The sequence below is a fragment of the Streptomyces sp. SM18 genome, from assembly GCF_002910775.2.
Taxonomy (GTDB): Bacteria; Actinomycetota; Actinomycetes; order Streptomycetales; family Streptomycetaceae; genus Streptomyces; species Streptomyces halstedii.
This window is the reverse complement of the sequence record NZ_CP029342.1, coordinates 3,600,503-3,612,288: the sequence shown is the minus strand read 5'-3', so window position 1 is coordinate 3,612,288 and position 11,786 is coordinate 3,600,503. Positions and strand designations below refer to the sequence as shown.

The window sequence follows — 11,786 nt, the reverse complement described above, 5'->3', positions numbered from 1 at the left end:
CCGACCGCACCCGTGTGTGGTCCGGCGGTGCGCTGTTCGCGCTTACGCTACCGGGCTTGCCCGGAGTGATCGCCCCGCACCCGTCAGCTGATATCCGACCGGTATCCCAATGTGCTGGACCGGACAGAACTTGTGACGGGAGTCACTTCTTTCCGTCGAGTACGGCCTTCATGACGCTCTTGGCGATCGGTGCGGCGAGGCCGCCTCCGGAGATGTCGTCCCGGTTGGCCTCGCCGTCCTCGACGACCACCGCGACGGCGACCGGTGAGCCGCTGTCGGTCTTGGCGTACGAGATGAACCAGGCGTACGGCTTCTCGCTGTTGTTGAGGCCGTGCTGGGCGGTTCCGGTCTTGCCACCGACAGTGACGCCGTCGATGCGGGCACTGGTTCCCGTGCCCTCCTCGACGACCGTCTCCATCATCTGCTGGACCTTCTGAGCGTTCTCGGCCGAGAGGGGCTCGCTGAGCTGCTTCTTGTCGTGGGTGTAGATGACGTCCAGGTTGGGTGCCTGCCGCTGGGCGACCATGTACGGCTCCATGAGCTTGCCGTCGTTGGCGATCGCGGAGGCCACCATGGCCATCTGCAGGGGCGTCGCGCGGTTGGACGCCTGGCCGATGCCCGCCATGGCGTTCTGTGGCCGGTTGTCCTTCGGGTAGACGCTGGCGTCGGCGCGGACCGGGGTGAACACCTCTTCGCCGAAGCCGAACTTGCCGGCCTGCTCGATCATCTTTTCGTTGCCGAGGTCGTCGCTGATCTTGCCGAAGACGGTGTTGCAGGAGTAGCGCAGGGCGTCCCGGAGGGAGGCGTCCTCGCAGGGGATGCTGCCCTCGTTCTGGAGCAGGTTGGTCGACTGCGGCAGCCGCCAGGGCAGCGGGGAGTCCGTCTTGGCGTCGATGTCGCTGTAGAGGCCGTTCTCCAGGGCGGCGGAGGCGGTGACGACCTTGAACGTCGAGCCGGGCGGGTAGGTCTCCCGCAGGGCCCGGTTCAGCATCGGCTTGTCCTTGTCGTCAAGGAGCTTCTGCCGGGCCTCGGCGTCCTTGAGCGAGTTGCCGGCGAAGACGGACGGGTCGTACGAGGGGGTGCTGGCCAGCGCCAGGATCGCCCCCGTCTGCGGGTCGAGCGCGGCGACGGCGCCCTTCTTCTTCCCCAGCCCCTCGAAGGCGGCCTTCTGCGCGGCGGCGTCGAGGGTGGTGACGATGTTGCCGCCGGTCCGCTTCTCGCCAGTGAACATCGACAGCGTCCGGTCGAAGAACAACTGGTCGCCGTTGCCGCTGAGGATGCCGTCCTCGAGGTTCTCCAACTGCGAGGAGTCGAAGGCCTGCGAGGAGTATCCGGTGACGGGCGCCCACATGGCGCCGTCCTTCCAGACCCGCTTGTACCTGAAGTCGCTGCCCGTCGTCTCGACGGAACCGGTGACCGGTTCGCCGTCGACGATGATGTCGCCGCGCTCGTGGGCGTACCGCTCGATCTGCACCCGGCGGTTGTGCTCGTTGGTGTTCAGCTCGTCGGCACGGACGTACTGGAGGTAGTTGGTGCGCACGAGCAGGGCCAGGACGAGGATTCCGCAGAACACGGCGATCCGCCGGAGCGGCTTGTTCACGGCCGGACCACCTGGGTCATCTCGGCGTCCGGCGAGGGCGCGGGGGCCGGCGCGGGACGGCGGGCGGTGTCGCTGATTCTCAGCAGGATGCCCACCAGGGCCCAGTTGGCGATGACGGACGAACCACCCTGCGCGAGGAACGGCATGGTCATACCGGTCAGCGGGATGAGCCCCATGACACCGCCGGCGACGACGAAGACCTGGATGGCGAAGGAACCGGAGAGGCCGATCGCCAGCAGCTTGCCGAACGGGTCGCGGGCGGCGAGGGCCGTGCGGACACCGCGCTCGACGATCAGGCCGTAGACGAGCAGGACGGCCATCATGCCCGCCAGGCCGAGCTCCTCGCCGACCGTGGCGAGGATGAAGTCGGAGTTGGCTGCGAAGCCGATCAGGTCGGAGTTGCCCTGGCCGAGGCCGGTGCCGAGCGTGCCGCCGGACCCGAAGGCCATCAGGGACTTGGCCATCTGCTCGCTGGCGGCGATCTTTCCCCAGCCCGCGAACGGGTCGAGCCAGGCGGTGACGCGGTCCTGGACGTGCGGCTCGAACGAGGCCACACCGACGGCCCCCACCGCGGACATCAGCAGACCGAAGACGATCCAGCTGGTGCGTTCGGTGGCGACGTACAGCATGACGACGAACATGCCGAAGAACAGCAGGGACGATCCCAGGTCGGTCTCGAAGACCAGGACGAGGATCGACAGCGCCCAGATCACCAGGATCGGTCCGAGGTCGCGTCCACGGGGGAGGTACATACCCATGAAGCGGCGGCTGGCCAGGGCCAGCGCGTCGCGCTTGACCATGAGGTAGCCGGCGAAGAACACGGTGATGACGATCTTGGCGAACTCACCGGGCTGGATCGTGCCGAGTCCGGGGAGCCTGATCCAGATCTTCGCGCCGTTCACGGCGGGGAAGAACATCGGCAGGATCAGCAGGACCAGCGCCACCACCATGGAGATGTAGGTGTAGCGCTGGAGGATGCGGTGGTCCTTGAGTGCGACGAGTACGGCGACGAGCAGGGCCACGCCCAGCGCGGAGAAGATCAGCTGGTTGGACGCCGCGGGCGCGTAGGTCTTGAGCGCCTGCATGCGCTCCGACTGGTCCAGGCGCCAGATGATGGCCAGCCCCAGCCCGTTCAGCAGGGTCGCCAGCGGCAGCAGCAGCGGGTCGGCGTACGGGGCGAACCGCCGTACGGCCAGGTGCGCCACACCGCCGAGCAGGGCGAGGCCCAGCCCGTATCCGAGCATGCCGGCGGGCAGTTCACCGTTGAGGGCGAGGCCCACGTTGGCGTACGCGAACACCGAGATCAGGACGGCGAAGGCGACCAGCGCCAACTCGGTGTTGCGGCGGCTCGGCGCGTCGATCGCGCCGATGGTGGTGGTGTTGGTGACAACGCTCATGGTGCTGAAGGCCCCCTACGGCTTTACTGCTTACCGCACTGCGGGACCAGCTTCTTCTCTTCCTCCGAGAGGCTGGGGCCGGGAGTGGGAGTCGCGGTCTTCTTGGACCCCTCGGTGGGGGACTTGGCGGACGTGCTGTCGGCGTCTTCGTCCTGGCTCTTGGCGGCCTCCGCCTCGGCCGCGCGGCGCTTGGCGTCCTTCTCGCAGGCGGAGGCCTGCAGCTTGAGCTCGTCGACCTTCTCGCGCGCGTCGGCGAGGTTGCCCTCGGCGATGGTCGCCTCGACCTGCTTGCGCTGGTAGGGCGGGAGGTACTTCAGTTCGATGCCGGTGCTCTCCTCGACCTTCGAGAGGTCGAGCCAGGCGAGGTCCTGGCTGATGCCCCGGTACAGCGCGACGTTGTCGTCCTCGACGCCCACGTAGAACTGGTTCTGCGTCCAGCGGTAGCCGCCGTAGACGCCGCCGCCGATGACGGCCAGCGCGAGCACGATGTAGACCGAGCGCTTCAGCCACCTGCGGCCGCCGCGGGGTTTGACGAAGTCGTCGTCGGTGTAGGCGTCGAAGGCGCCGTCCGGGCCGGAGCCGTAGTCCTCGCCGCTGCCGGGCGGGCCGAAGCCTCCGGAGGGCGGCGGGACGGGGCGGCCGAGGCCGGCCGCGCGCCCGGCGGGTGTCTCCATGGCCCGGCCGTCGGCCAGTTGGGCCGCCTGGTTCTCGGCGACGGCGCCCACCACGACCGGGGTGTCGTTGAGCTGCGCGGCGAGGGTGTCGCCGCTGTCGACGTCCAGGACGTCGGCCACGATGCAGGTGATGTTGTCCGGGCCGCCGCCGCGCAGGGCGAGCTGGATGAGGTCCTGGATGGTCTCCTGCGGGCCCTGGTAGCTGGCCAGGGTCTCTTCCATCGTCTGGTGCGAGACGACGCCGGAGAGGCCGTCGGAGCAGATCAGGTAGCGGTCACCGGCGCGGACCTCGCGGATGGAGAGGTCGGGCTCGACGTGGTCGCCGCTGCCCAGCGCACGCATCAGCAGCGAGCGCTGCGGATGGGTGGTGGCCTCCTCCTCGGTGATCCTGCCCTCGTCGACGAGGCGCTGCACCCAGGTGTGGTCCTGGGTGATCTGTGTCAGCACGCCGTCGCGCAGCAGGTAGGCGCGGGAGTCGCCGACGTGTACCAGGCCGAGGCGCTGGCCGGTCCAGAGCAGGGCGGTGAGCGTGGTGCCCATGCCCTCCAGCTGGGGGTCCTCCTCGACCATGACGCGCAGCTGGTCGTTGGCCCGCTGGACCGCCGTGCCGAGCGAGGTGAGGAGGTCGGATCCCGGTACGTCGTCGTCGAGCTGGACGAGGGTGGAGATCACCTCGGAGCTGGCGACCTCGCCGGCCGCCTGGCCGCCCATGCCGTCGGCGATGGCGAGGAGGCGCGGGCCGGCGTAACCCGAGTCCTCGTTGCCTTCCCGGATCATGCCCTTGTGCGATCCGGCGGCGAAGCGCAGCGACAAGCTCATGCGCACCTCGCCCGTCGGCTCGGGGTACAGCCGGTCTCGAGCCACACTGCCCACCCTCCGGTCGGGAGCCGGACGGGGTCCAGGTTCAGGACCGCCGCGGCTCGCTCGCTCCGCTCGCTCATTGTCGTACTACTTCCGCAGCTCGATGACGGTCTTGCCGATGCGGATCGGCGCGCCCAGCGGAACAGGTGTCGGGGTGGTGAGCCGGGTCCGGTCGAGATAGGTGCCGTTGGTGGACCCGAGGTCCTCGACGATCCACTGGCCGTCACGGTCCGGGTAGATCCTGGCATGCCTGCTGGACGCGTAGTCGTCGTCCAGCACGATCGTTGAGTCGTGCGCCCGGCCCAGGGTGATGGTCTGGCCCTGGAGCGCGACCGTGGTGCCGGTCAGGGTGCCCTCGGAGACGACCAGCTTGGTGGGCGCGCCCCGCCGCTGGCGCCCGGACTGCTGGCGCTGCTGGGGCGGCGCCGCCTGCTGTTGGCGAGCCTGCTGCGGGCGCGTGTCGTTGGCAGTGCGGCGTGAGCCGCGCTGCGTGACGCGCGTTCCGAACAGATCGCTGCGAATGACCTGGACGGCCACGATCACGAATAGCCACAGAACAGCCAGGAAACCTAGCCGCATGACCGTCAGGGTCAGCTCTGACATTGCCCCCGCTTCACCCTTCGGCTTGCCGGTAAACGATGGTGGTGCTGCCCACGACGATCCGCGAGCCGTCGCGGAGCGTAGCGCGGGTGGTGTGCTGCCCGTCCACCACGATGCCGTTGGTGGACCCGAGATCCTGGATCGTCGAGGGCGTTCCGGTCCGGATCTCACAGTGCCGGCGCGATACGCCGGGGTCGTCGATCCGCACGTCGGCGTCGGTGCTTCGTCCCATCACCAACGTCGGGCGGGAGATCTGGTGGCGGGTGCCGTTGATCTCGATCCAGCGCCGCACCTGGGCGTCGGGCGCTGGTGCGGACGCGGGCTGCGCGCGCCAGTCGCCGGCCGGTGCCCCGGGGCGGCCGCCCGGCGGCGGGGCCGCGGGCATGGGCGGAGGGGAGGCCGGCGGATAGCCGTACCCTCCCGGTCCCTGCGGGGTGGACGGCGGGTTCGGCTGGGCGTAGGGGGCGGGGCCGCCGGAGGGGCCCTGCTGCTGTGACGAACTCGACGCCAGGGTCCGGCTGCGGACGCGGTAGAGACCGGTGTCGAGGTCGTCCGCCTTCTCCAGATGGACCTTGATCGGGCCCATGAAGGTGTACCGCTGCTGCTTCGCGTAGTCCCGGACGAGGCCGGAGAGTTCGTCGCCGAGCTGGCCCGAGTACGGGCTGAGGCGCTCGTAGTCGGGGGTGCTCAGCTCTACGATGAAGTCGTTGGGCACGACGGTCCGCTCGCGGTTCCAGATCGTCGCGTTGTTGTCGCACTCGCGCTGGAGGGCGCCGGCGATCTCGACCGGCTGCACCTCGGACTTGAAGACCTTGGCGAAGGTGCCGTTGACCAGACCTTCGAGACGCTGCTCGAAACGCTTCATGACTCCCATGGGGCACCTCCTCCGGTGTCGTCGTCCCTGTACTGCTTACTGATCGTATCCACGCGCCGGGAAATCGGCTGGTTCCCCTTGTCCGCACGGTGGATGAGTGTCACCTCTCACACGGATCGTAGAGGTGGCCTCCTGCCAGTGTCCCGCACTCCGGGCGCACTCAGAAGGAGTGGGGGTGGACGCCCCGGGTTCCCGCTTCCCTTCACGGGTCCGGCGAAACAACGGATGTGAATCCGCCCCTGCCGACGTGCTAATCTTCGGATGTCGCCAGGAGCTCGCACCACACGGTGGGAGAGCCCGGAAACACCACTTGCGCGAGTGGCGGAACGGCAGACGCGCTGGCTTCAGGTGCCAGTGTCCTTAGGGACGTGGGGGTTCAAATCCCCCCTCGCGCACAGCAGGACACCGTGAGGCGTCCGGTAGACGAAGAGGGCCCATCGTGAAAACGATGGGCCCTCTTCGTCGTGTCGGGGGCTCTTGGTGCTCAGGGCTCGTCGGTGTTCGGAGTCCGGCGTGTCCGGGACTCCCGGTGCGGGCGGGTCGGCGGGTGGGGCAGGTGGGCAGGGCGGCCGAGGGGCAAGAGTGTGACGGTAGTTACACCTGCGGTCGGCGGTCTGCGGCGCCGACGCCTTCGAACAGGCCCTTCGTGTCGTGGTGTTGACGTGTCGGTCGACGCTGCGCGGCCGGTTGTCCGCGGCGGAGATCGCTCGCGAGTTGGCCGAGACGGTTTCACGTGAAACACCGAGTGTGGCGAGACTGTCACGGAGCGTCAGGGCCAACTGTGGGGGGTGGCGACCGTCGTCGGGCGAAGGTCCCTAGGAAGCGTTGGCGCCGCCTCCGGTCGAGTTGTAACGCAAGAGGTAGTCGGCGAACTGCGCGAGGTCGTCCGCCGTCCATGAGCCGAGGCGCTCCCGGTAGGCGGCGCGTCGGCTGGCCTGGGTCGAGGCGAGGGCCCGGGTGCCGCTGGCGGTCGGGTGCAGTACCTGGATGCGATGGTCGTCCGGGTCCGGGTGCCGCTCCACCAGGCCGAGCTTTTCCAGGGCTGCGACCTGTCGGCTGACCGTGGACTTGTCGAGCATGTAGTGAGCCGCCAGGTCCGTGGCGCGGCAGCCCTGTCGGTAGTCGATGTGGGCGAGCAGGGTGTACGAGACCAGAGGCAGGTCCGGGTGCAGCCGTGCCGCGGTCGCGCGTGCACGGCGCGCGAAGGCGGTCAGTTCGCGCTGAATGACGTCCAGCGACTCTTCGCGTTCCCGGTGGGCGCCTGTCACAAGATCACCTTTTCTCCTGCAATTAGATGTATGGTACAACGAATATTGGAGTTGTAAAAACCAACTATGGGAAGGGCCGGCCGAATGCCCACAGGTCCGAGTGCGGCCCCCGGCGCGAATGCCGGGGCGCTGCGTCATGTGCTCAGCCATCTCGTCACGCCGCTGTTGATGTGCATCGGTATGGGGCTTGCCTATCTGGGTGCCTTCCACGCTCCGGAGCCGCACGACCTGAGGGTGGACGTCGTCGGATCGGGAGCGAGCGCCCAGGTGCTCGCACAGACCTTGCAGGACAAAGGCGACGGTGCGTTGAGTGTGCGTACGGTAGCCGACCGCGACACCGCGGTGAACCACCTGATGACACAGCGGAGTTACGGTGCCTATCTGCCGGGGGCGAGTCCGGAGCTGCTGGTGGCGACCGCCTCGTCGGAGACGAGCGCCACGGTGGTCCAGAAGGTGTTCACCGAGGTCGCGTCCGGGCAGGGCGCGCCCCTCGACGTGACCGATGTGGCGCCGACGGCGGACGGAGACCCGACCGGACAGGGCCTCTTCTTCCTGATGGTGGCCGTCAGCATCGGCTCGTACGCGTCGGTCGCCGTGATCGGAGGCGCCGGAGCGGTACTGGCGCTGCGTGTCAGGGCGGCGCTGGCGCTCGGTGCCTCGCTCGTGGTGAGCCTGATCGGCGTGGTGTTCGCGGGGCCGCTGTTCGGACTCGTGGACCACGGGCTCGCCGGGCTCTGGGCGTTGGCGTGGCTGTACTCGGCGGGCATCCTGCTGGTCGGGGTGGGGCTGCACACCTTCCTCAAGCGGTGGACCACGCTCGGTGTGATGGCCCTCTTCGTCATGCTCAACTTCACGAGCTCCGGCGGCATCTTCCGGCCGGAGCTCCAGCCGGGGTTCTTCGGCGCCCTGCACGCGTTCTGGAACGGCGCGGGCTTCGTCGAGGGACTGCGCAGCCACGTGTACTTCGACGGGTACGGGCTGGGCGGGCACGTGCTGGTGCTGGCGCTCTGGTTCGTGGCAGGCCTCGCCCTCGTGGGTGGCGCGGGCGTGGCGGAGGCGGGGCGCCGTCGCGTTGCGGACCGTGGCGTCGGGGACCGTGGCGACGCGGATCGACGTGACACGGACCGTCGCGGCGCGGACCTACGGGCACAGGCGGGGACGGACGGTGGCTCCTCCGCCACCTCTGCCGCCTCTGCCTCACCTGCTGCTTCCGCCACCTCTGCCACCTCTGCCACCTCCGTACTGCCGGCGGGTGCTGTGCCGGAGGCATCGGCGGAGGCATCGGCGGAGGAGGAAATGGAGGAGGCGGTCGGGGTCTGAGCGGTTCCGACGCCGTACCCCCGGGTTGTCCAGGCTGTGACGGGCGGTCTGTCTCTCAGATGGTCGAGCGGTCTGTCTCCCGGGCAGTCGGGCGGCGGTTGTCCACAGGCTTCCGACCGAGTCGTCCACAGGGGAAGACGGCGTTCGCGGGGCGCCTGTACCGTCATCGCGATCGAGGGGAAACGCAGCCGGGCGAGGACGGGGGAGGCGACGCTCCATGAGCGGAACCGATGTGGCTGGGGCGGTGCCGGTAGCGGTGCCGAAGCGACGGACGGGGACGCGGCCGCGTATTCCGGCCGTGCCCGGATTCGCGCCACGTCCGGCCGGGGGAGGGGCGGGGCCGGGGGCATCCGGTGCGGGCTCCCTGAAGGCGGCCGGCAAGGCGCTGCGTCTCCGGGTGCCGCGTGCGGCGCACAGCCGTCTGGACCCGCCCGCCGACCGGCCGGACGCCGTACGGGCGGTCGAGGAGTCCAACCGGGGCAGGGTTCCCGGCCTGACGCCGATCCGGGTGGGGCGGATGGCGGCGACTCCGTTCGCCTTTCTCCGCGGCTCGGCCGGACTGATGGCCCACGATCTGACGGGCACCCCGGTCACCGGCGTGGGCGCCCAGCTCTGTGGCGACGCGCACGCGGCCAACTTCGGGCTGTACGGCGACGCGCGCGGAAGCCTGGTCATCGACCTGAACGACTTCGACGAGACCGCCTTCGGTCCATGGGAGTGGGACCTCAAGCGGCTGGCCGCCTCACTGGTGCTCGCCGGCCGGGAGGCGGGCGCGGACGAGGAGACCTGCCGCCGGGGCGCGTACGACACGGTGGGCGCGTACCGGCGCACGATGCGCCTGCTGGCCCGGCTGCCCGCGCTGGACGCGTGGAACGCCATCGCGGACGAGGAGCTGGTCTCCCACACCGACGCGCGTGACCTGCTGGGGACGCTGGAGCGGGTGTCGGCCAAGGCCCGGAACAACACCAGCGCGCGGTTCGCCGCCAAGTCCACGGAGGAATCCGAGGACGGGGGCCGCCGTTTCGTCGACGCGCCGCCGGTGCTGCGCCGGGTGCCGGACGAGGAGGCCGCGGCCGTGGCGGCGGGACTTGAGGGGTATCTCGCCACGGTGTCGCAGGACCGCGTCCCGCTGCTCGCCCGCTACGCGATCCATGACGTGGCGTTCCGCGTGGTCGGTACGGGCAGCGTGGGGACGAGGTCGTACGTGGTGCTGCTGCTCGACCACCGGGGGGAGCCGCTGGTCCTCCAGGTGAAGGAGGCCCGTCCCTCGGCGCTCTCGCCGTACCTTCCGCAGGCCGGATTCGACGTGCCGGACGTGCCGCACGAAGGACGCCGGGTGGTTCTCGGCCAGAAGCGGATGCAGGTCGTGAGCGACATACTGCTCGGCTGGGCGGAGGTGGCCGGCAGGCCCTACCAGGTACGGCAGTTCAGGAACCGCAAGGGCAGCGTGGACCCGGGAGCCCTGGCGGCCGGCCAGGTCGACGACTACGGGCGGATGACGGGGGCCCTGCTGGCCCGTGCGCACGCGCACAGCGCCGACCCCCGGCTGCTCGCGGGCTACTGCGGGAAGAACTGCGAGCTGGACGAGGCGATCGCCGGCTTCGCGGTGGCCTACGCGGACCGGACGGAGGCCGACCACGACGAGCTCGTCCGGGCCGTCAGGGCGGGGCGGATAGCCGCCGAGTCCGGCGTATGAGCGGCCTCTGGGCCGCCGCGCGTCCTTGGCCAACGACCGGTGGCCATACGCTGGACGGGTGACCCACGAAGCCGCCGGGGTGCCGGCCACCCAGAACGACGAAGAACGGCAGGGCCAGGACCGGCCGCAGCCGCACGAGGCCGGGGGCGAGCCCGACGGCACGGCTCCCGGCGCCACCGATACGCCCGCGGGAGAACCCGGTGGCACGACGGCGGACGGCACCGGTGAGCCGCGGCCCGAGGAGCGGCTCGCGAAGGCGGTCCGCACGGCGGAGCAGGCGCTGATCGAGTTCGAGATCGCGGTGGAGACCTTCCGCGTGGAGATCGAGAACTTCTCCCGGCTGCACCACCAGAAGCTCGGCCCGATGTACGCGCGGCTGGACGAGCTGGACGCCCAGATCGCGGAGGCGCGCGCCGCGAAGACCGGGGATCCCGAGGATCTGCGCAAGGCGCAGGAGGCACGGGCCATCGTCATGCCGATGCCGGGTGTCGACGAACTCTTCCACGACTGGATGGACTCCGAGGGTCTCTCGCCGGAGGCCGCGGCCATGCTCACCGAGCAGCCGGTCCGCCCGCCGAAGCGGGTCCGGCCGGGCGAGGAGGCGCGCAAGCTCTACCGGGAGCTGGCCCGCCAGGCCCACCCCGACCTGGCACCGGACGAGGCGGAGCAGACCCGCCGGGACGAGTTCATCGCCAGGGTCAACGCGGCGTACGGCCGGGGCGATGTGGAGCTGCTGAAGGAGCTGGCCGCCGAGTGGGCCGCCGGGCCCGTGGCACCGGAGCGGCGGCTGAGCGAGAGCGAGGAGCTGTACGCGCGGCTGGAGTGGCTGAGCCGCCGGAAGGAACTGCTCACGGTTCTCGCCAAGGAGCTGGAGGAGAGCGCCATCGGGTCGATGCTGCGGATGGCCCCGGACGACCCCGACCGGTTGCTCGACGAGATTGGCGAGAAGCTTCTGGCCGAGGTGTCGCAGCGAGAGACCGAGCTGGCGGAACTGGTGCAGTAGCGTTTCCGGTGACCCTGGCGCGTACGTACGAGAGAAGGCATGACCCATGAATTTCGCCCCGCTGCCCTCGGTGGACGTCGCGGCGGTGCCGTCGGACGGCTTCGTGTTGGACGTCCGGGAGGCCGACGAGTGGGCGGCCGGTCATGTGGAGGGTGCGCTGCACATTCCCATGAGTGACTTCGTGGGCCGCTTCGGCGAGCTGACCGAGGCGGCCGACGACGGTCGCCGCGTGCACGTGATGTGCCGGGTCGGCGGCCGTTCCGCCCAGGTCACCCAGTACCTCGTGCAGCAGGGTGTTGACGCGGTGAACGTCGAGGGCGGGATGCTGGCGTGGGACGGCGCCGGCCGCCCGATGGTCACGGACACCGGCAACTCGGCGTTCGTCCTCTGACTGCGTGACTGCGAGGCCCCCGGCTGGCACGCGCGCGGCTGGACGCGCGCGGACGGGAGGGGCAGGGCCGGGACAGGGCCCTGCCCCCGCGCTCGTCGTTCA

The 11,786-nt window shown here is 70.0% G+C and carries 10 protein-coding genes and 1 tRNA gene; 5 read left to right on the top strand and 6 right to left on the bottom strand.

Features of this window, described 5'->3' with window-relative positions:
* Window positions 1-142: 142 nt before the first annotated feature.
* From B9S64_RS16100 to B9S64_RS16080, 5 genes are all read right to left on the bottom strand, one after another.
* Window positions 143-1,600 carry a penicillin-binding protein 2 gene (locus B9S64_RS16100; RefSeq protein ID WP_103492982.1) on the bottom strand — a complete coding sequence of 486 codons (1,458 nt, stop codon included), beginning with the start codon at window positions 1,598-1,600 and terminating at the stop codon, window positions 143-145.
* Window positions 1,597-2,997, bottom strand: a complete 1,401-nt coding sequence (locus B9S64_RS16095; protein ID WP_103492983.1) for an FtsW/RodA/SpoVE family cell cycle protein — start codon at window positions 2,995-2,997, stop codon at window positions 1,597-1,599. Before B9S64_RS16095 ends, B9S64_RS16100 begins: the two co-directional genes overlap by 4 nt.
* A 23-nt stretch (window positions 2,998-3,020) precedes the next feature.
* Window positions 3,021-4,490 carry a PP2C family serine/threonine-protein phosphatase gene (locus B9S64_RS16090; protein ID WP_103493030.1) on the bottom strand — a complete coding sequence of 490 codons (1,470 nt, stop codon included), beginning with the start codon at window positions 4,488-4,490 and terminating at the stop codon, window positions 3,021-3,023.
* A 129-nt stretch (window positions 4,491-4,619) separates the two neighbouring features.
* Window positions 4,620-5,135: an FHA domain-containing protein gene (locus tag B9S64_RS16085; RefSeq protein ID WP_028441640.1), complete on the bottom strand. Its 516-nt coding sequence runs from the start codon at window positions 5,133-5,135 to the stop codon at window positions 4,620-4,622.
* Between the two features lie 10 nt (window positions 5,136-5,145).
* Window positions 5,146-6,006, bottom strand: a complete 861-nt coding sequence (locus tag B9S64_RS16080; protein ID WP_103492984.1) for a DUF3662 and FHA domain-containing protein — start codon at window positions 6,004-6,006, stop codon at window positions 5,146-5,148.
* 312 nt (window positions 6,007-6,318) lie between these two features.
* Here B9S64_RS16080 and B9S64_RS16075 point away from each other — a divergent pair.
* Window positions 6,319-6,401 (top strand) — tRNA-Leu (locus tag B9S64_RS16075).
* A gap of 420 nt (window positions 6,402-6,821) precedes the next feature.
* Here the strand turns inward: B9S64_RS16075 and B9S64_RS16070 are convergent.
* Window positions 6,822-7,274 (bottom strand): MarR family winged helix-turn-helix transcriptional regulator, encoded by a 453-nt coding sequence (locus B9S64_RS16070; RefSeq protein WP_103492985.1) that lies wholly within the window; start codon window positions 7,272-7,274, stop codon window positions 6,822-6,824.
* 84 nt (window positions 7,275-7,358) lie between these two features.
* On the opposite strand from B9S64_RS16070, the gene B9S64_RS16065 reads away from it, so the two are divergent.
* The 4 genes from B9S64_RS16065 (at window position 7,359) to B9S64_RS16050 (ending at window position 11,684) form a co-directional block, all read left to right on the top strand.
* Window positions 7,359-8,594, top strand: coding sequence for a hypothetical protein (locus B9S64_RS16065; RefSeq protein WP_258037996.1), 1,236 nt, complete (start codon window positions 7,359-7,361; stop codon window positions 8,592-8,594).
* 217 nt (window positions 8,595-8,811) lie between these two features.
* The gene (locus tag B9S64_RS16060) at window positions 8,812-10,290 is read left to right on the top strand and encodes a DUF2252 domain-containing protein (RefSeq protein ID WP_103492986.1); all 1,479 of its coding nucleotides are present in this window, start codon (window positions 8,812-8,814) and stop codon (window positions 10,288-10,290) included.
* Window positions 10,291-10,348: 58 nt separating this feature from the next.
* On the top strand, window positions 10,349-11,293 hold the full coding sequence (locus B9S64_RS16055) for a J domain-containing protein (protein WP_103492987.1): 945 nt from the start codon (window positions 10,349-10,351) through the stop codon (window positions 11,291-11,293).
* 46 nt (window positions 11,294-11,339) lie between these two features.
* Window positions 11,340-11,684 carry a rhodanese-like domain-containing protein gene (locus tag B9S64_RS16050; RefSeq protein ID WP_028441634.1) on the top strand — a complete coding sequence of 115 codons (345 nt, stop codon included), beginning with the start codon at window positions 11,340-11,342 and terminating at the stop codon, window positions 11,682-11,684.
* The last annotated feature ends 102 nt before the right edge of the window (window positions 11,685-11,786 follow it).

Excerpts from the sequence above, each read along its gene's own strand:
- B9S64_RS16065 (WP_258037996.1), top strand. The coding sequence starts at position 7,359 with ATGCCCACAGGTCCGAGTGCGGCCCCCGGCGCGAATGCCGGGGCGCTG.
- B9S64_RS16060 (WP_103492986.1), top strand. The coding sequence starts at position 8,812 with ATGAGCGGAACCGATGTGGCTGGGGCGGTGCCGGTAGCGGTGCCGAAG.
- B9S64_RS16050 (WP_028441634.1), top strand. The coding sequence starts at position 11,340 with ATGAATTTCGCCCCGCTGCCCTCGGTGGACGTCGCGGCGGTGCCGTCG.
- B9S64_RS16080 (WP_103492984.1), bottom strand. The coding sequence starts at position 6,006 with ATGGGAGTCATGAAGCGTTTCGAGCAGCGTCTCGAAGGTCTGGTCAAC.
- B9S64_RS16085 (WP_028441640.1), bottom strand. The coding sequence starts at position 5,135 with ATGTCAGAGCTGACCCTGACGGTCATGCGGCTAGGTTTCCTGGCTGTT.
- B9S64_RS16095 (WP_103492983.1), bottom strand. The coding sequence starts at position 2,997 with ATGAGCGTTGTCACCAACACCACCACCATCGGCGCGATCGACGCGCCG.
- B9S64_RS16090 (WP_103493030.1), bottom strand. The coding sequence starts at position 4,490 with ATGAGCTTGTCGCTGCGCTTCGCCGCCGGATCGCACAAGGGCATGATC.